We start from the raw sequence: 17,436 nt of genomic DNA, 5'->3' as shown, positions 1-17,436 counted from the left end.
CGTCTCAGGTCCGGGTGCCGCGCGCCCGGACCTGTCCGGACTGCTCCCGCTGATACTCCGTGTAGGCGTCCCGCAGGGCCGCCCCCGGCCAGTCGGACGGGAGCAGTTCCGTGGGCAGCACCGGGTCGGCGAGCAGATGGCGCACGACGGCCGCGAAGGCGGTGAGGCGGTCGGCCGGCCGCCGGGCCCGGCCGACCCGCACGAGCAGGTCCCGGGCCGTGCGGGACCAGGTGTCCAGCGGCCACAGCCGCGCGGACAGTTCGGCGGCCGGGCACTCGGGTCGCGAGACGAGGCGCTCGGCGACGCCGTCGACAGCGGCGGGCAGCGGACGGCGCAGGTTGGCGGGGCGCAGCCAGACACCCTCCCGGAGTTCGGCGAGGCGCAGTGCGGTCAACCGGGTGCGCAGTCCGGCGCGTTCGGCGGGACCGCGGCCGGTCGCGGTGATCACGAGCATCTCCCAGTCGCCGTTCCACGCGCGCGTGCGCGGGCGCAGGGCCTCGTCCTGGCGCCGCTGGCGTTCCAGCAGCCGCTCGCTGAGCCGGTAGCCGGTGTCCGTGCGCCTCAGGTCCCCGGCGGCGGCCATCCGGCTGAGCGCGGCGCGCACCGTGGACCCGCCGACGTCGAAACCCTCCACGAGCCGCACCAGCTCCCGGACCGGCAGCTCGGGGGGATGGGTGCCGAGCAGCAGGCTCAGCACCACCGACCGCGCGGACAGCGGGCGCAGCGGCGACTCGCCGGGGGCCTCGGAACCGTTCATCCGCGCGGGCACGTGTCGTCCGTCCACATGAACACGTACTGTACGTGCGTCCTGGATGTTGCACTATTGCTGCGGTCGCAGTGATGGTGCAACACTCGGGTCATGACGACACTCGCGCAGGAGCCGGACGAGCAGTACGAGGAGTCCGCGGGCCACCCGGAGGGGTACGCCACGCACGACGTCACCAACCAGCCCCCTCCCCTGGCCCCCTACGACGCCTCGGACGACACGGCACTGCTGGAAGGTCTGCGGCGGGAGGGCGCCGGGTGGGCCGAGGACGGGCTGCGCCGGCTCGGGCGGCGGGCCGGCAGCGCACAGGCGCAGGACTGGGGCGACCTGGCCAACCGCCACGAACCCGTACTGCGCACCCACGACCGGTACGGCAACCGGGTCGACGAGGTCGACTACCACCCGAGCTGGCACCACCTGCTGCGGGTGGCCGTCGGGGAGGGCCTGGCGGGTGCGCCCTGGGCGGACGACCGGCCGGGCGCCCATGTCGCGCGCACCGCGGGCGGACTGGTGTGGGGCCACACGGAGGCGGGGCACGGGTGCCCGACGTCCATGACCTACGCGGCCGTCCCGGCGCTGCGCACCACCCCGGAGCTGGCCGAGGTCTACGAGCCGCTGCTGACCGGCCGGGAGTACGAACCGGGGCTGCGCGCGCCCACGGAGAAGCGCGGCCTGCTGGCCGGGATGGGCATGACCGAGAAGCAGGGCGGCTCGGACGTCCGCACGAACACCACGACGGCCACCCCGACCGCCGAGCCGGGCGTGTACACGCTGCGCGGGCACAAGTGGTTCACGTCGGCGCCGATGTGCGACGTGTTCCTCGTGCTGGCCCAGGTGGCGCCCGGCAGGAGGGAGGGTGGCCTGTCCTGCTTCCTGGTACCGCGCGTGCTGCCGGACGGGACCCGCAACACCTTCCGCATCCAGCGGCTGAAGGACAAGCTCGGCAACCGGTCCAACGCGTCGTCCGAGCCCGAGTTCGACGGCACCGTCGCCTGGCTGGTCGGACCCGAGGGGCAGGGCGTCAAGACGATCATCGAGATGGTCAACTGCACCCGGCTGGACTGCGTGATGTCATCGGCGACGCTGATGCGCAAGACGCTGGTCGAGGCCGGCCACCACGCACGGCACCGCAGCGCGTTCGGTGCCCGGCTCGCCGACCAGCCGCTGATGCGCAACGTGCTGGCCGACCTGGCGCTGGAGTCCGAGGCCGCGACGGCGCTCACCCTGCGGCTGGCCGGGGCGGCGGACCGGGCGGTGCGCGGGGACACCGGCGAGGCGGCCTTCCGGCGGATCGCCACCGCCGTCGGCAAGTACTGGGTGACCAAGCGGGGACCCGCGTTCACCGCGGAGGCCCTGGAGTGCCTCGGAGGCAACGGCTACGTGGAGGAGTCGGGCATGCCCCGCCACTACCGCGAGGCCCCGCTGCTGTCGATCTGGGAGGGCTCGGGGAACGTCAACGCCCTCGACGTCCTGCGCGCGCTGGGCCGCTCCCCCGCTACCGCCCACGCCCTCTTCGCGGAACTGGCCCTCGCACGCGGGGCGGACGCCCGGCTGGACGCCGCCGTGGCCCGGCTGGAGAGGGGGCTGACCGAGGCGTCCGAGACCGGTGCCCGCCGGCTGGTGGAGCTGATGGCCCTCACCCTCCAGGGCTCCCTCCTGGTCCGGCACGCGCCGCCCGCCGTCGCCGACGCCTTCTGCGCGACGCGGCTCGGCGGCGACTGGGGGCACGCCTTCGGCACGCTGCCGTCCACGGCCGGCCTCGGCGGCATCCTGGCGCGGGCGCTGCCGACGGCGGACTGAGCGGGCGGGGTCGGGTGCCGGCCCCCTGCCGCCCCCTCGAGCATTCCGCATCACCGCGATGAGCTGCGACGACGCCGACTCCAGAGGTGACTGTCAGTGGCTGGGTGCAGACTGGCCCGTGTCCGAGACAAAGGCGTCGACGAGGACGCCGCGGAGGTGATCGGCATGACCGAGGTACTGCTCGCCGTGGGCACCCGCAAGGGCCTGTTCATCGGGCGCCGGCGGGGTGGCACCTGGGAGTTCGACGAGAGCCCGTATTTCAACGCCCAGGCCGTCTACTCGGTCGCCCTCGACATCCGCGGCGACACCCCGCGCCTGCTGGCGGGCGGCGACAGCGCGCACTGGGGCCCGTCGGTGTTCCACTCCGACGACCTGGGCCGCACCTGGACCGAACCGAGCGCTCCGGCCGTCAAGTTCCCCAAGGACACCGGAGCCTCGCTGGAGCGGGTGTGGCAGCTGCACCCGGCCGCCGCCGAGCCGGACGTGGTCTACGCGGGCACGGAACCGGCCGCGCTGTACCGCTCGGAGGACCGCGGCGAGAGCTTCGAGCTGGTCCGGCCCCTGTGGGAGCACCCCACGCGGTCCCGGTGGGTGCCGGGCGGCGGTGGGGAAGGGCTGCACACCGTCCTCACCGACCGGCGGGACCCCGACTCGGTGACGGTCGCCGTGTCGACCGCGGGCGTGTTCCGCACCACCGACGGCGGCGCGACCTGGGCGCCGTCCAACTCCGGTGTCTCCGCGGTCTTCCTGCCGGACCCCGACCCGGAGTTCGGCCAGTGCGTGCACAAGGTCGCGCGGGACGCGGCCGACCCGGACCGCCTGTACCTGCAGAACCACTGGGGGGTGTACCGCAGCGACGATGCGGGCGCCCACTGGACGGACATCGGCGAGGGGCTGCCGTCCACGTTCGGGTTCGCCGTGGCCGCCCACCCGCACCGCGGCGACACCGCTTACGTCTTCCCGATCAACGCCGACGCCGACCGGGTGCCCGCGGACCACCGGTGCCGGGTCTTCCGCACCGCGGACGCGGGCAAGAGCTGGGAGCCGCTGTCGGCGGGCCTGCCCCGGGAGGACCACTACGGCACGGTGCTGCGCGACGCGCTGTGCACGGACGACGCGGACCGCGCGGGCGTGTACTTCGGCAATCGCAACGGCGAGGTGTTCGCGTCGGCCGACGACGGCGACAGCTGGCGGCAGTTGGCCTCCCACCTGCCGGACGTGCTGTGCGTGCGGGCCGCGGTCCTGGCGTGAACCGGGCGGGGGGATCCGGCCTTGGCCACCGCTTGATCGGCGTCACCCGTACGGCAGTAGGGTGACGCCCGTGGCACCACGACCCTTGAATGAAATCGTCGAAGCGGGCTGGGCGAAGGCGCTGGAACCCGTCGCCGGGCGGATCACCTCGATGGGTGACTTCCTGCGCGGGGAGATCGCCGCCGGACGCACCTACCTCCCGGCCGGAGCCAACGTCCTGCGGGCCTTCCAGCAGCCCTTCGACGACGTCCGGGTACTGATCGTCGGACAGGACCCGTATCCGACCCCGGGGCACGCCGTGGGGCTGTCGTTCTCGGTCGCGCCCGAGGTGCGTCCGCTGCCCGGCAGCCTCCTCAACATCTTCCGGGAGCTCAGCACCGACCTGAACCTGCCGCAGCCCTCCAACGGTGACCTGACCCCGTGGACCCGGCAGGGCGTGCTGCTGCTCAACAGGGCGCTCACCACCGCCCCGCGCAAGCCCGCCGCCCACCGCGGCAAGGGCTGGGAGGAGGTCACCGAGCAGGCGATACGCGCCCTGGCGGCTCGCGGCAAGCCGATGGTGTCCATCCTGTGGGGCCGCGACGCCCGCAACCTGCGGCCGCTGCTCGGCGACCTGCCGGCCCTGGAGTCCGCGCACCCGTCCCCGATGTCGGCCGACCGCGGATTCTTCGGCTCCCGCCCGTTCAGCAGGGCCAACGACCTGCTGGTGCGGCTGGGGGGCCAGCCGGTCGACTGGCGGCTGCCGTGAGCGGCGGCTTCCTGGCCGTGGACTCCGGCGGCTCGGGACTGCGCGTGGTCGTGGGCACCGCCGGTGCCGACGGGCGCGGCCCGCTCGGGACGCGCGCGTCGCGCGAGCCGGTGCGCACCGGGCCCCGTGGCATCGAGCCGGAGCACCTGATGGACCAACTGCTGCTCATGGTGCGGGCGTTGACCACCGAGACCCTGGTGGACCGGTTCGCCACCGTCGTCGTCGGGGCCGCTGGGCTGGCCACCCTGGGCGACGCCCTGCGCGCCGAGCTGCCGGGCGCGCTCGCCCGGGAGCTGGGAGCCCGGAAGGTCGCGCTGGTCGCCGACGCGGTGACCGCCTACGTCGGCGCCCTCGGCCCCCGGCCCGGAGCGGTGGTGGCCGCCGGGACCGGCCTGATCGCGACCGGCACCGACCTGGCCCGCTGGCACCGGGCGGACGGCTGGGGGCATCTGCTGGGCGACTGCGGGGGCGGCGCGTGGATCGGGCGGGCCGGCCTGGAGGCCGCGCTGCGCGCCCACGACGGGCGGCAGGGCGGTTCGGCGCCGCTGCTGGCCCGGGCCCGGGAGCGCTTCGGCCCCGCGGCGGGCATCCCCGGGCAGCTGTATCCGCGGACCGACCGCCCCGCCGTCCTCGCCTCCTTCGCGCCCGACGTGGCCGCCTGCGCGCCCGGCGACCCCGTGGCCGCCGAGATCCTGCGCGCCGCCGCACGGCACATGGCCGACTCGGCCGCCGCGGTCTGCCCCCGCGACGGCGAGCCCCGCCTCGCGGTCACCGGCGGCCTGCTGAAGCTGGGCGACCCGCTCGTCGTACCGCTGGAGGAGGAGCTGGCGAAGCGGCTGCCGCAGGCACGGCGGACGGCCGCGGAGGGCGATCCCCTGGACGGCTCGGTCCGCATCGCCACCGACCTGGCGACCGGCACGCTCACCCTCCCGGGTGACGACGCGATGTTGTGGATGACGACCGTGGCGGAAGGCCGATAACCGGTCCACCGGAGAGGTGAATCGTGCCGATGTCGGCCGATCCGTACATCACTCATCAGACAAAACAGGACGGATACCGCTCACCTGCACCCTCCCCGAACAGGGAAACCCCGGAAACCAGTAACATGCGGCGCCATGAGCTCCCCCACTGGGCCCGCGTCCGGCCTGCCAGTACGAATGCCGCGCCCCCGCCAGCCGGGACGGCACCGCCGCCCCGAACCCCTGGTGGCGCCCGAGGGCGCGCCCGCGCTTGTCCTCGCGGTCCCGGGGACGCCCAGTAGCGCCACCCGGGGCCTCGCCGACGAGGTCATCAGCATCGCCCGCTCCGAGCTTCCCGGCCTCGACGCCCGGGTCGGACACCTCGAAGGGGACGACGCCGAGTTCCCCTCGCTGTCGGCCGTGCTCGTGAGCGCCGCCGAGGAGCGCACCGCCCGCTTCGAGCAGGCGCGCGCCGCCGGCCTGGAGGTGAAGGAGCCCGACGGCCCCGTCGCCGTCGTCGTGCCGCTGCTCGCGGGCCCGGACAACGCGCTGCTGCGCCGGATCCGGCAGGCCGTCATGGACAGCAGGGTCGCGGCCGAGCTGACCGACGTGCTCGGCCCGCACCCGCTGCTGGCCGAGGCCCTGCACGTGCGGCTCTCCGAGGCCGGTCTGGCCCGCGCCGACCGCGCCCGGCTGTTCACCGTGGCGACCGCCGCGGACGGCATCATCCTGGCCTCCGTGGGCGGTGACGAGGCGGTCCAGGCGGCCGGGATCACCGGCATGCTGCTCGCCGCGCGCCTCGCCGTTCCGGTGATCGCCGCCGCGCTGGACGAGGAGGGTTCGATCGCGTCCGTGGCCGAGCAGCTGCGCTCCTCGGGCTCCCAGCAGCTGGCGCTCGCGCCCTACCTGATCGGCCCCGAGATCGAGGCGTCCGTGCTGGTGGAGGCCGCCAAGGAGGCGGACTGCTCCACCGCCGAGCCGCTCGGCCCGTACCCGGCGATCGGCAAGCTGGCGCTGGCCAAGTACACGACGGCGCTCGGCATCTCACCGCAGCAGCCGCAGGGCACTCCGGTCCGCTGACCCGCGGACGCCCGCGCGCACGCCGGTCGCGGGCGGCACGGGACACCGCGACACGGCACCTCAGGGATGCCCAAGGGCCCGCTCCGACACCGGAGCGGGCCCTCCGTCGTACCGGGTGGCGAAGAGGGTCCTCGGCGGTCGGCCGTGAACCCCGCGCGACGTCAGCCGAAAACGACGCAGGACGCCGCCGGCACCGCCAGTGAGCCGGCCCGGCGGGGCACGCCGGTGTCGGGGTCGAGGGCGAACCAGGTCACGTCTCCGGAACGCTCGTTGGCCGCGTACAGGAAGCCGCCCGACTCGGCGATCTCCCGGGGCCAGTGCCCGCCGCAGGGCACGGTCGCCGTCAGGCGCAGTCCGTCCGGTTCCACGGCGAGGACGGACAGGACGTCCTCGCCGCGGGTGGCGGTCCACACGAAGCGGCCGTCGGGCGAGACCACGACGCCGGACGGGTAGGCGTCCCCGGCCGGTGCCCCGGTCAGCACCGGCACCTCGGTGAGCGGCTGGAGGACGCCCTCGGCCGCGTCCCAGCGGCAGACGGTGACGGTGGGCGCCAGTTCGTTGAGGACGTAGGCGTGGCTGCCGTCCGGGTGGAAGGCCAGGTGGCGCGGGCCCGAGCCGGGGCGCAGCGCGGTCTCCCGGTGCACGGCCGGGGCGCCGTCCGCCAGGGTGCAGACCCGGACCGAGTCGGTGCCCAGGTCCACGCTGACCGCCCACCGCCCGCTCGGGTCGGGCCGCACCTGGTGCGCGTGCGGCGCCTGCTGCCGTTGGGCATGGGGACCGGAACCGGTGTGCCGCAGGACGCCGGACGCGGACCGGGCGAGGCTGCCGTCGGCGCGGACCGGCACGGCGGAGACGGTGCCCGAGCCGTAGTTGGCGGTGAGCACGTGACCGTCGTACAGGCTGAGGTGGGTCGGCCCGTCGCCGCCCACGGGTACCGGGCGCCCGGCGGGCTCGGGCTTGTCCCCGTTCACGCGGTAGGCGGCCACCGCGCCCTCGGCCGTCTCGCTGACGGCGTACAGCGTTGCTCCGTCGGGGGCCAGGGCGAGGTAGGACGGGTCGGGCAGCCGGTCCGTGCCGCTCACGACGGTGAGCGCGCCGCTGCCGGGGTCGACGTCCGCCGTCAGGATGCCGGGGCCGCCGGCCGCCGTGAACGACCCGATGTACGCCCGCCGCTGCCGCCTGCCACCGTCCGCCACCGCTGCCCCTCTCGTCCTGCGTCACTCGTCACACGCCGTTCCGCGCGGGTCGGTACCGACCGGTCGTCCGCCCCGGAGCGACGGTAGCAGTCGATCACATGCGGTCTAGACCAAACGGGTGGCGTGGCGCCGGACGACTCAGGCACCGACCAGCGGGGACCCGGAGGGGGCGCGCAGGGGCGCGGCGAGTTCGGCGAGGGCGCGCTCCAGGTCGTGGAGGTGCGCCAGCGCCGGTTCGACGGCGCGCGGTCCACTCGCGTGAGCGGGGACGTCGCCCCCGCCGGTGAGCGCCTCCACCGCGGTCTCGACCCGCCAGCAGGCGGCGGCCAGCCGGGCGTCGTGCGAGGCCTCCGGGTCGGCGGCGACGGCGACCAGGCCGCGGATCTCCCGGGCGCAGTCGTCGAGCAGGTCGAGTACGCGCCGGGCGCGCCGCTTGCGGCCGGACATCGGGTTCAGCGGGTGCACGAGCGGGGCGACCGACAGCCTGACCCGGCCGAGCAGCTGCTCCAGTTCGGCCACGCGCGGCGCGGGGTCGGCGCCCTCGGTTCCGGCGAGCCGGGCGGCGGCCTCGGCGGTGCAGGCGTGCACGCAGCGCAGGGCGCGCTGGATCCAGGCGTCGGTGACGGCGTGGGTGGTGACCGGCAGGAGGAAGAGCACGGCGAGTACGGCGCCGAGCGCACCGACGCCGGTCTCGGCGATCCGCAGGGCGAGCAGGCCGGGGCTGAGGACGCCCAGGAGGCCGTAGAGCAGCTCGGCGAGGAGGGTCACGCAGAGCATCATCCAGGTGTAGGAGACGGCCGCGGTGTAGAAGATCCCGAAGACGCATGCGGCGGCGAGCACGGCGGTGGGCACCACGGAGCCGGCCAGCGGGAAGGCCACCAGGAAGCCCAGGCCGATGCCGACGACGGTGCCGAGAACCCGGCGGAAGCCGCGGACCAGGGTCTCGCCGCGCGAGGTGGTGTTGACGAACACCCACCAGGCGGCGCCGACCGCCCAGTACCAGCGTTCACCCGACACCAGCTGGCCCACGACCAGCGCGAAGCCCGCTCCCGCGGTGGCCTGGACGGCCTGGCGGGTGGTGATCCGGGCGAGCCCGGTGCCGCCGGGCGGCGCGGGGACGACGGGCGCGGGCCGGCGGCGCTCGTAGCACCACGCGCCGAAGCGGACCGCCGCGGCGGTCGCCACGGACAGCAGGACTGCGGTGAACATCTCGGGCAGCCGGTCCGTGGTCGCCCGCAGGAACTGGGCGATGAAGAAGGTCATGAACGCGAACACGCCGAGGCTGTGCCCGCGCGGGCCCCAGCGCCGGGCGTAGACGCCCGCGCCGACGACGGCGAGGAAGGTGAGGTCGCGGGCCACGGGGAGGTCGTGCAGAGCCGCCGCGGCGGCGAGCACGGGCAGTCCCGCCAACGGCAGCAGCGCGGTGGTGACGGCCTGGCCGCGGACGGTCGCGTCGGTGACGGTGAACAGCGCCAGCAGCGCGGCGAGCCCGCCGATGACGGCGCCCACCAGTGAGACGCCCGCCAGCCCGCACACGACGACGGCCGCCCCGATGCCGAGGACGGCGCGCGCGGCGAACCGCAGCCGCGCCCGCCCCGGATCCGGGCTCATGAACACCTTCTTCAGCACTGCTTACCGCCCCCTCGCACCGGCCCGAACGTATTGGCATAAAAAAGGCGCCGCGGGATCCGCAGCGCCATCGACCCTCCTATAGGAGCATCCCTGCCGCCACTGGCTCAACCGGGCGCTTCGCAACTGAGCCATTGGTACAGTCGTCGTGGCATTCCCCCGGCCACCCGAGAGCCAATGGCCGACGAAGGAGGACGCGGCACGTCATGGCCGTCGACGCACTCGACACCCGCATCCTGCGACTGCTCCTCGAACAGCCGGGCACCAGCGTGCGCGAGTACGCCCGGCTCCTCGGCATCGCCCGCGGCACGCTGCAGGCCCGGCTCGACCGGCTGGAGCGCGAGGGCGTGATCACCGGTACCGCGCCGTCCCTCTCCCCCGCCGCGCTGGGCCACCCGGTGCTCGCGTTCGTGCACATCGAGGTCACCCAGGGCCACCTCGACGAGGTGGGCGAGGCGCTGGCGGCCGTGCCCGAGATCGTGGAGGCCTTCTCCATCACGGGCGGCGGGGACCTGCTGACCCGGGTCGTGGCGCGCGACAACGCGCACCTGGAGGACGTCGTCCAGAAGCTGATCAGCCTGCCCGGGGTGGTCCGCACCCGCAGCGAGGTGGTGCTCCGCGAACGCGTCACGCACCGGCTGCTGCCCCTGGTGGAGTCGATCGGGCGCTCGGCCCGGAAGTGATCCTTGGCATCCTGGAGCGCATGAGCACTCTCGGCGGCATCTCGGTCATCTTCGATCTCGACGGAACGCTCGTGGACAGCGAGCCGAACTACTACGAAGCAGGTCGGCTGACCCTCGCCGAGTACGGCGTCCCGGACTTCACCTGGACGGACCACGAGACGTACGTGGGCATCAGCACACAGGAGACGGTCGCCGACTGGAAGCGGCGGTACGCACTGTCGGCACCCGTGGAGGAGCTGCTCGCCGTCAAGAACCACCACTACCTGGAGCTGGCCCGCACCTCGGCCCGCGCGTACCCCGAGATGCGGACGCTGGTCGAGTGGCTGGCCGCCGAGGGCGTCCCGCTGGCGGTCGCCTCCGGGTCGTCGCCCGAGGCCATCGGGGCGATCCTGGCCCGCACCGGCCTGGACGCGCACCTGCGCACCGTCGTCTCGGCCGACGAGGTGGCACGGGGCAAACCGGCCCCCGACGTCTTCCTGGAGGCCGCCCGCAGGATCGGCGCGGACCCGGCCGACTGCGTGGTCCTGGAGGACGCCGCTCCCGGGGCCGCCGCCGCGCACGCGGCGGGGATGCGCTGCATCGCGGTGCCCTACGTCGCGTCGCAGGCGGACGCGCCCGAGTTCGCCACCGCCGGACTGCTGGTGCGCGGGGGTCAGGACGCGTTCACCGCACGGGCGGCGTACGACTGGCTCGCCGGACCGGCGCGGGCAAGTTTTTGCCCGGAGAGGTGATCAGAGCACGGCCCGTATCCGTACCTCCTGGTGTCCGAGCCTGTTTTCGCCCCAGGAGGCACGATGCGCATCACGCGCACCACGGCAGGGACGGCCTTCGTGGCCGGTGCCCTGGTCCTCACCCTCACCGCCCTCGCCTACCCGACCATGCTCGGGGTGCAGAACACGGGCAGTGACCAGGCCAGGATCATCACCAACACGCGGTACGGGCCGCTCACCGAGCAGGACCGGGACTTCGTGGTCAAGGTGCGTGCCGCGGGGCTGTGGGAGCACCCGCTGGGGCTGATGGCGATCGAGCGGGGGACGACACCGGAGATGAAGGAGGCCGGCGAGCACCTGGTCGTCGGACACTCCCGGCTCGACGCGACCTGCCGCAAGATCGCTCCCGAGCTGGGCATCACCCTGCCCAACCTGGCGTCCCCGCAGCAGCAGCAGTTCGTGTCGACCGTGGACGGGACGACGGGCAAGCAGTTCGACACCACCGCGGTGAACATCATGCGCATCACGCACGGCCAGATCTTCCCCGCCATCGCCAAGATCCGCGCCAACACCAAGAACTCCCTGGTGCGGCAGCTGGCGGATCAGGCCAACGACACCGTCCTGGACCACATCACCGTGCTGGAGAAGACCGGGCTGGTCAACTTCGACCAGGTCAACTTCCAGCAGACGGCGCCGCCGAGCCTGCCCAAGGTGCAGCTGACACCGCCCGCGCCGCAGCCGGGTGAGCCGGTGCTGTCGCTCGCCCAGCCGCCGGGTCTCGACGTCAACACCTCGGCTCCGACGCCGAGTCCGACGGTCCGCTGACCCCCTCGGAGCCCGGCGGTCAGGAGGTCCGGCGGGTCAGCGGCGGCGGGGCTTGCCGCGCCCGCCGCCGCTGCCGCTCTTCTTGCGCGGGGTGCCGCCGCCGCGCCGGGCTCCGCCGGACTGCTGCTTGCCGGTCTGCTGCTTGCCGGACTGTTGCTTCCCCGACTGCTGCTTCCCGGCCGCCGGCTTCCGTCCGGCGGGCGCCGGGTCGGGCTGCCGGCCCCGGGTGCTGTTGACGGTCCGGCCGCGGACGATGCCGATGAAGTCCTCGACGCGGTCCGTGTGCGCGTCCTCCGGCCAGGACAGCGCCACGCCCGACTGGGGGGCGTCGGTGACCGTGCGGTACGTGAGGTCCTTGCGGTGGTGCAGCCGGGCCAGCGACAGCGGCGTCAGCAGCACGCCGATCCCGGCCGCCACCAGCTCGACGGCGTCCGCGGTGGTGGCCGGACGCTCGAGCGCGGGCCGGCCCGGCGGCCGCTCCTCCCACCCGAGGACGTCGTCCAGGGGGTGCAGCACGATCTCGTCGGCGAGGTCCTCGGCGGTCACCTCGTCGGCCGCGGTGACGAGGTGGTCCTTGGGGATCACCACGACCGTGGTCTCGGTGTAGAGGGGGATGGCGCTGAGGCGGGTCCGGTCGACGGGCAGCCGCACCAGTCCGGCGTCGGCGTCACCGTCCAGCAGGACGCCCTCGGCGCCGGCCGCGGGGACCTGGGTCAGGGACAGCGGGACGTCCGGCAGCCGCTCGTTCCAGATGCGCGCCCACTTGTCGGGCGTCACCCCCGGGACGTACGCGAGCCGGAACGAGGGGCGATCTTCCGAGCCTGTCACCCGGCCAGGTTACCGGGCGTGGTCGGGGGCCGCTCACATGCTCGATACCCTTGACGGCATGACGTCGCACCAGAACACCCAGTCCATGAAGCCCGCGACCGCGGCGAAGAAGCTGGGTGTGTACCTCGAAGCCACACCCGCTCAGTTCCGGGAGGGCGTCGTCACGCGCGCCGAGCTGAACGCGCTCCAGACCGAACCGCCCGCGTGGCTGCGTGACCTGCGGCGCGACGGCCCGCACCCGCGGCCTGTGGTGGCGGCCAAGCTCGGGGTGTCCATCGCGGGCCTGCACCGGGGCGGAGTGTCGGAGCCGCTCACCACGGAGCAGATCGAGACGCTGAAGCAGGAACGCCCGGAGTGGCTGGAGCGGGAGCAGGCCGTCCAGGCCGACGTCCGCAAGGAGGCGGCCCGGGTGAAGAAGCTGCACGCCGAGCGGGCCGAGCGGGCCGAGCGCGCGGACCGCGATTGACCTCACGCCGGGCCCCGGACTTGCCGGGGTTCAGCGCGATGCCTCGCCCGTGCCGCCCAGGAGGTCGGCGCAGTCGGCGGGCAGTTGGGCCAGGAGCCCGTCGACGCGTTCGCGGGGCACCGCTTCGGCCAGGGCGGCGAGCACGGCGCCCGCGTCCCACTCCGCGGTGCGCGGCCGGGCGCCGGTCTGCTGGGCCACCCGCCGCAAGAACTCTTCGCGTCCGAAGGACTCGGGCCGCCCCCGCTCGGGGCGCAGCACGTCGTCCAGGGGCGCGGGCAGGTCGGCGGCGAGCGCGGCCGCCTCCCCGGGGGCGACGCGGGACGCGATCACCCACAGGACGGCCCTGCTGACCTGCTCGGCCTCGTCGTCGCCGTGGTACTCGCCGAGGTCGCGGACCCGGGTCAGGAATTCGTCCAGCCGCACGTGCTCGCCTCCCTGCGCCGCTTCCGGCTCGGAGCCGGGTGCCCACGGCCCGCGGAGGGAAACCAGCCCGCGCCCGTGCTCAGCCGCGGGCGCGCACCGCGGCGGCGAGGTCGGTCACCCGGGTCAGCGCGTCGTCCGTGAACAGCGCGCGTCCGGCGGCGATCCGCCGACGGCGGGCCGGGCCCGCGGCGGTGAGCCGGCGTACCGCGGCGAGCAGCGCGGTCTCGTCCCCGGCGACCTCCGACACGCCCAGCGCGGCCATCCGCCGGACACCGTCCGCGCCGTGGCCCGGTATCGGGCGGTACCCCACGACCGGCAGTCCGGCGGCGAGCGCCTGTACGGCCGTCTGACCGGCCGCGTTGTCGATCAGGGCGCCGGCGGCGTGCAGCAGGCCGGGCATGTCGGTCACCCAGCCCAGGGCGACGACGCCCTGGGTGCCGGACAGGGTGCGGCGCAGCCGCTGGTTGCCGCCGCAGAGCACGACCGGCAGGAAGCCGTGGTCCGCGAGGAACCGGACCGTGCCCTCCAGGTGGGAGCCGACACCCCAGGCGCCGGCGGACACCACGACGGGAGGCCGCCCGGGACCGAGCCGGTCGAACAGCGCCCGCCACGCGGCCGCGCCGGGGGCCTCGGCGAAGAACTCCGGGGCCACCACGGGACCGCAGGTCCCCGCGGGGCCGCCCGTACTCTCGCGCGCCTCGCGTGCCGCGTCCTCGGTGAGACACAGGCAGTGGTCGTTGCCGGGGTGCAGCCACTGCCGGTGGACGGCGAAGTCGATCACGAGGACGACGCTGGGCACCGGCAGCAGACCGCGGCCGCGCAGGTGCCCGGTCAGCTGGGCGCCGAGGTGGAACACGGGGACGACCACGTCCGCGCCGGACCGCTCGGCCAGCTCGCGCAGCCGGCCGCCGGCCAGCCGGGCCAGGGGCGTGCCGCCGGGGCGGCGTCCGGGGCCGGGGCGCAGGAAGAGGCGGTGGATCGCGGCGTACAGCCAGGGGAAGTGGCGTACCGACCCGCGGTAGAAGCGCCGGAGGACGCCGCCGAGGCCATAGGGCAGGAGTGCGAGGACGTCGACGACCAGGGCGTCCCCGCCGTGCTCGCGGGCGCGGCGGACCAGTTCGGCGGCGACGGTGTCGTGGCCGGCGCCCATGCTCGCGCTGACCACCAGCAGACGGCTGCCCTCCCGCGCGGCGGACGGTGCCGCCGGCCGGGACGCCGGGGAGCCCGTCGGGGGGCCGGCCGATGAACTGCGAGGATGCACGGCGGACCAAGTTGCCCACCCGGCATGTTCCAAACCATCCCACATGGGTGCGTTTCGGGCGGGCTGACAGGGATACTCCGTGACCGCCCGTCCGGCCGGCCGCCGGAGCCCGACCGCCCGGTCGCACGCCCCCGGTGTCCGCCCCGAGCCAAGGTGGTCCCCATGGTCCATGCGTTCTCCCGTCCTCGGTCCGCTCCCGGACCGCGGGCCGTCGCCGCCGACGCGGACCGTGCGAGCACCCGGCGGCAGCCCGCGGGCGTCCCGGACACGCGGACCCGGACGGCGCTGGTGACGGGGGCCTCCTCCGGCATCGGCGCGGCCGTGGCCCGCGGGCTGGCGGGCGAGGACGGCTGGCGGCTGGTACTCACCGGGCGTGACCCGGTGCGGCTGCGGGAGGTCGCCGACGACGCGTCGGCCACCGCATTCGCCGCGGACCTCACCCTGCCCGGGGCCGACCGGCAGCTGACCGACTTCGCCCTGGCCACGGTGGGTCACGTGGACCTGCTGGTGGCGGGTGCCGGGGTGGGCTGGGCCGGAGAGTTCCTGGACATGCCCCCGCACACGGTCGACGACGTGCTCGACGTCAACGTGCTGGCCACGCTGCGGCTGGTGCGGCTGGTGCTGCCGGGGATGGTGGCCGCGGGCTCGGGCCGGGTGGTGCTCATCGGCTCGCTGGCCGGCAGTGTGGCGGTCCGCGACGAGGCCGTGTACTCCGCCGCCAAGGCCGCGATCGGCGCCTTCGCCGACGCGCTGCGCTACGAGTTGCGGGGCACCGGCGTGGGCGTCACCCATGTGGTGCCCGGGGTCGTGGACACGCCGTTCTTCGAGCGGCGCGGGGCTCCCTACCGGCGCTCCAGGCCGCGCCCCGTGCCCCCCGAGCGGGTGGCCGACGCGGTGCGCGACGCGGTGCGGCGGGGCCGGGACGAGGTGTACGTGCCCGCCTGGCTGCGGCTGCCGTGCCGGGTGCGGGGCGCCGCTCCGGGGCTGTACCGGCGTCTGGCGGCGCGGTTCGGATGAGCGGGAACGCGCGGCGGTGAGTGTCCTCACCGTCGTCCTCGCCCTGTTCGCGGCGCTGGCCAACGCTGCGGCGTCGGTGTTGCAGCGGCGGGCCGCGGCACAGGACGAGGAGCGGGCGGGCGCCAGGCACACGATGGTGCGCTCACTGCTGCGGCTGGTGCGCGACCGGTACTGGGTGGCGGGCGCTGCGCTGCTGGCGGTGACGACGGTCCTGCAGGCGGCCGCGCTGGCGGTGGGCAGTCTGGCCGTCGTCCAGCCGCTGATGGCCAGCGAGCTGCTGTTCACCCTGATGGTCGGCAGCGTGGTCTTCCACCGGCGTCCCGATGCGCGGACCTGGGTGGCCTTCGTGGCCCTGGCCGTGGGGCTCGCGCTGTTCCTGGGCGCGGCGGCTCCCTCGGCCGGTGAGGACACCGCCGTCGAGGGCCGGTGGGGCTGGGCGGGGCTCACCCTCTTCGTCCTGGTGACGGCGCTCGCCTCGGCCGGCAGCCTGGTGCGGGGCGCGCCGCGCGCCGCGCTGTTCGGATCGGCGGCCGCGGTGGGGTTCGGCGGTACTGCGGCGCTGCTGAAGGAGGTCACGGGGCGGCTGCCCCAGGGAGTGGGCGCGGTGCTGTCCCAGTGGCCGCCGTACGCCACCGCGGCGGTCGGTGTGGTCAGCTTCCTGCTGTTGCAGAGCGCCCTGCGGGCGGGGACGCTGGCCGCGTCGCAACCGGCCCTGACCCTCGGTGACGCGCTCACCAGCGTCGCCCTCGGATGGGGTCTGTTCGGTGAGGAGATCGTGCTCGGCGTGCGGGTGCTGCCCGAGCTGATCGGCGTGGCGCTGATCGGCCTCGGCAGTGTCGGACTGGCGCGGGCGCCGTCGGTCCACGGGGCGTGGGACACGGCGCCGGCCGCGCGGGACGGACCCGGGCGGCGGCACGGGGGACGCCGGGGGGCATGAGTCGGGGCGAGCGGACGGGAGGCACCAGGGATGCGTCAGGGGTTCCATGCCGGACGGGCGGTCTGCGCCGTCGCACCCGCTCTCGTCGCGCTGGCCCACATCGGTCCGGCCGTGACCTGGCTGCCGGAGCTGCGCCGGTGCCGGTTCCCGGGCCTGGCGGGGTGGGGCCGCCCCGGTCACGTCGCCCTCACCTTCGACGACGGCCCCGACCCGGTGACCACGCCGCGCTTCCTCGACGTACTGGACGGACTCGGGGTGCGCGCCACGTTCTTCCTGCTCGGCGAGAACGTCGCACGCCACCCGGCGACGGCCCGGGAGCTGGCCCGGCGAGGGCACGAACTCGCGGTCCACGGCTGGGCTCACGACGGTCCCTGGCTGCCGTCGCCGGGGCGGGACGCGCGCGAGCTGCTGCGGGCCGCCCATGTGGTGGGCGAGGCCGCGGGTCGGGCGCCGTTCTGGTACCGCCCGCCGTACGGCATCCTCAGCTCGGGGCGCTGGGCCGCCGCCCGCGGGGCCGGGCTGCGGCCGGTGCTGTGGACCGCCTGGGGCAAGGACTGGCGGCCGGACGCCACACCCGCGTCGGTGCGGGCGACCGTCGCGGCGGACCTGGGCGGGGGCGGCACGATCCTCCTCCACGACACCGACCACGCCTCCGCCCCGGGCAGCTGGCGGGCCGCGCTCGGCGCCCTGCCCGACCTCGTGCGGGACTGCCGCGCGACGGGGCTGGAGGTGGGGCCGCTGGGCGAGCACGGGATCCCCGGTGCGGACGCCGCCACCGGCACCGGGGCCGGACGGCGCGGGCCGGTGCCGGTGCCCGTGCCATGACGTCGGTACGTCACCGCTCGGGGCACCGGCCG

18 protein-coding genes are annotated in these 17,436 nt (G+C 75.2%); 12 read left to right on the top strand and 6 right to left on the bottom strand.

Features of this window, described 5'->3' with window-relative positions; all coding sequences use genetic code 11:
• Window positions 1-4: 4 nt before the first annotated feature.
• Window positions 5-757 (bottom strand): PaaX family transcriptional regulator C-terminal domain-containing protein, encoded by a 753-nt coding sequence (locus DMH12_RS00930; protein ID WP_125489624.1) that lies wholly within the window; start codon window positions 755-757, stop codon window positions 5-7.
• A gap of 102 nt (window positions 758-859) precedes the next feature.
• Here DMH12_RS00930 and DMH12_RS00925 point away from each other — a divergent pair, with 102 nt between their 5' ends.
• From DMH12_RS00925 to DMH12_RS00905, 5 genes are all read left to right on the top strand, one after another.
• Complete coding sequence (locus tag DMH12_RS00925) at window positions 860-2,566, top strand: DNA alkylation response protein (RefSeq protein WP_125489573.1); 1,707 nt, start codon at window positions 860-862, stop codon at window positions 2,564-2,566.
• A 96-nt stretch (window positions 2,567-2,662) separates the two neighbouring features.
• Window positions 2,663-3,817: an exo-alpha-sialidase gene (locus tag DMH12_RS00920; RefSeq protein ID WP_125489572.1), complete on the top strand. Its 1,155-nt coding sequence runs from the start codon at window positions 2,663-2,665 to the stop codon at window positions 3,815-3,817.
• A 70-nt stretch (window positions 3,818-3,887) separates the two neighbouring features.
• Entirely contained in the window at window positions 3,888-4,565 is a 678-nt protein-coding gene (locus DMH12_RS00915) for a uracil-DNA glycosylase (protein ID WP_125489571.1), read from the top strand.
• On the top strand, window positions 4,562-5,545 hold the full coding sequence (locus DMH12_RS00910; RefSeq protein ID WP_125489570.1) for an N-acetylglucosamine kinase: 984 nt from the start codon (window positions 4,562-4,564) through the stop codon (window positions 5,543-5,545). The genes DMH12_RS00915 and DMH12_RS00910 overlap by 4 nt, the downstream gene beginning before the upstream one ends.
• A 135-nt stretch (window positions 5,546-5,680) precedes the next feature.
• A complete protein-coding gene (locus DMH12_RS00905; protein WP_125489569.1) occupies window positions 5,681-6,604 on the top strand; it encodes a sirohydrochlorin chelatase in 924 nt (307 codons plus the stop codon).
• Window positions 6,605-6,765: 161 nt separating this feature from the next.
• Here the strand turns inward: DMH12_RS00905 and DMH12_RS00900 are convergent, their stop codons facing one another.
• Together DMH12_RS00900 and DMH12_RS00895 are read right to left on the bottom strand one after the other, a co-directional pair.
• Entirely contained in the window at window positions 6,766-7,800 is a 1,035-nt protein-coding gene (locus DMH12_RS00900) for a lactonase family protein (RefSeq protein WP_125489568.1), read from the bottom strand.
• A 138-nt stretch (window positions 7,801-7,938) separates the two neighbouring features.
• On the bottom strand, window positions 7,939-9,429 hold the full coding sequence (locus tag DMH12_RS00895) for an FUSC family protein (RefSeq protein ID WP_125489567.1): 1,491 nt from the start codon (window positions 9,427-9,429) through the stop codon (window positions 7,939-7,941).
• A 206-nt stretch (window positions 9,430-9,635) separates the two neighbouring features.
• Here DMH12_RS00895 and DMH12_RS00890 point away from each other — a divergent pair, with 206 nt between their 5' ends.
• The 3 genes from DMH12_RS00890 to DMH12_RS00880 all read left to right on the top strand — a co-directional run bounded on the left by DMH12_RS00890 (window position 9,636) and on the right by DMH12_RS00880 (window position 11,647).
• Window positions 9,636-10,112, top strand: a complete 477-nt coding sequence (locus DMH12_RS00890) for an Lrp/AsnC family transcriptional regulator (RefSeq protein WP_125489566.1) — start codon at window positions 9,636-9,638, stop codon at window positions 10,110-10,112.
• 20 nt (window positions 10,113-10,132) lie between these two features.
• A complete protein-coding gene (locus DMH12_RS00885; protein ID WP_125489565.1) occupies window positions 10,133-10,843 on the top strand; it encodes an HAD family phosphatase in 711 nt (236 codons plus the stop codon).
• Window positions 10,844-10,906: 63 nt separating this feature from the next.
• Window positions 10,907-11,647, top strand: a complete 741-nt coding sequence (locus DMH12_RS00880; RefSeq protein ID WP_125489564.1) for a DUF4142 domain-containing protein — start codon at window positions 10,907-10,909, stop codon at window positions 11,645-11,647.
• 36 nt (window positions 11,648-11,683) lie between these two features.
• Here the strand turns inward: DMH12_RS00880 and DMH12_RS00875 are convergent, their stop codons facing one another.
• Window positions 11,684-12,475 (bottom strand): LysR family substrate-binding domain-containing protein, encoded by a 792-nt coding sequence (locus DMH12_RS00875; RefSeq protein WP_125489563.1) that lies wholly within the window; start codon window positions 12,473-12,475, stop codon window positions 11,684-11,686.
• Window positions 12,476-12,533: 58 nt separating this feature from the next.
• Here DMH12_RS00875 and DMH12_RS00870 point away from each other — a divergent pair, with 58 nt between their 5' ends.
• Entirely contained in the window at window positions 12,534-12,941 is a 408-nt protein-coding gene (locus DMH12_RS00870; RefSeq protein ID WP_125489562.1) for a DUF5997 family protein, read from the top strand.
• Window positions 12,942-12,971: 30 nt separating this feature from the next.
• On the opposite strand, the gene DMH12_RS00865 is transcribed toward DMH12_RS00870, so the two are convergent.
• Both DMH12_RS00865 and DMH12_RS00860 read right to left on the bottom strand, forming a co-directional pair.
• Window positions 12,972-13,364 carry a DUF2267 domain-containing protein gene (locus DMH12_RS00865; RefSeq protein WP_125489561.1) on the bottom strand — a complete coding sequence of 131 codons (393 nt, stop codon included), beginning with the start codon at window positions 13,362-13,364 and terminating at the stop codon, window positions 12,972-12,974.
• A gap of 79 nt (window positions 13,365-13,443) precedes the next feature.
• Window positions 13,444-14,514, bottom strand: a complete 1,071-nt coding sequence (locus DMH12_RS00860; protein ID WP_125489623.1) for an MGDG synthase family glycosyltransferase — start codon at window positions 14,512-14,514, stop codon at window positions 13,444-13,446.
• Window positions 14,515-14,787: 273 nt separating this feature from the next.
• On the opposite strand from DMH12_RS00860, the gene DMH12_RS00855 reads away from it, so the two are divergent.
• The 3 genes from DMH12_RS00855 to DMH12_RS00845 are packed head-to-tail and all read left to right on the top strand — an operon-like array spanning window position 14,788 to window position 17,404.
• Window positions 14,788-15,642 carry an SDR family oxidoreductase gene (locus DMH12_RS00855; RefSeq protein ID WP_185832081.1) on the top strand — a complete coding sequence of 285 codons (855 nt, stop codon included), beginning with the start codon at window positions 14,788-14,790 and terminating at the stop codon, window positions 15,640-15,642.
• A 16-nt stretch (window positions 15,643-15,658) separates the two neighbouring features.
• A complete protein-coding gene (locus DMH12_RS00850; protein ID WP_125489559.1) occupies window positions 15,659-16,579 on the top strand; it encodes a DMT family transporter in 921 nt (306 codons plus the stop codon).
• Window positions 16,580-16,609: 30 nt separating this feature from the next.
• Window positions 16,610-17,404, top strand: a complete 795-nt coding sequence (locus tag DMH12_RS00845) for a polysaccharide deacetylase family protein (protein ID WP_125489558.1) — start codon at window positions 16,610-16,612, stop codon at window positions 17,402-17,404.
• Window positions 17,405-17,436 lie beyond the last annotated feature (32 nt).

It is taken from the genome of Streptomyces sp. WAC 04229 (assembly GCF_003947455.1).
GTDB lineage: Bacteria > Actinomycetota > Actinomycetes > Streptomycetales > Streptomycetaceae > Streptomyces.
Note: the sequence above shows the minus strand (reverse complement) of the source record. Positions and strands in the feature narration are given on the sequence as shown.

Coding starts and splice junctions, on each gene's coding strand:
- DMH12_RS00930 (WP_125489624.1), bottom strand. CDS start 757: ATGAACGGTTCCGAGGCCCCCGGCGAGTCGCCGCTGCGCCCGCTGTCC.
- DMH12_RS00925 (WP_125489573.1), top strand. CDS start 860: ATGACGACACTCGCGCAGGAGCCGGACGAGCAGTACGAGGAGTCCGCG.
- DMH12_RS00905 (WP_125489569.1), top strand. CDS start 5,681: ATGAGCTCCCCCACTGGGCCCGCGTCCGGCCTGCCAGTACGAATGCCG.
- DMH12_RS00890 (WP_125489566.1), top strand. CDS start 9,636: ATGGCCGTCGACGCACTCGACACCCGCATCCTGCGACTGCTCCTCGAA.
- DMH12_RS00885 (WP_125489565.1), top strand. CDS start 10,133: ATGAGCACTCTCGGCGGCATCTCGGTCATCTTCGATCTCGACGGAACG.
- DMH12_RS00880 (WP_125489564.1), top strand. CDS start 10,907: ATGCGCATCACGCGCACCACGGCAGGGACGGCCTTCGTGGCCGGTGCC.
- DMH12_RS00870 (WP_125489562.1), top strand. CDS start 12,534: ATGACGTCGCACCAGAACACCCAGTCCATGAAGCCCGCGACCGCGGCG.
- DMH12_RS00860 (WP_125489623.1), bottom strand. CDS start 14,514: ATGGGCGCCGGCCACGACACCGTCGCCGCCGAACTGGTCCGCCGCGCC.
- DMH12_RS00855 (WP_185832081.1), top strand. CDS start 14,788: ATGGTCCATGCGTTCTCCCGTCCTCGGTCCGCTCCCGGACCGCGGGCC.
- DMH12_RS00845 (WP_125489558.1), top strand. CDS start 16,610: ATGCGTCAGGGGTTCCATGCCGGACGGGCGGTCTGCGCCGTCGCACCC.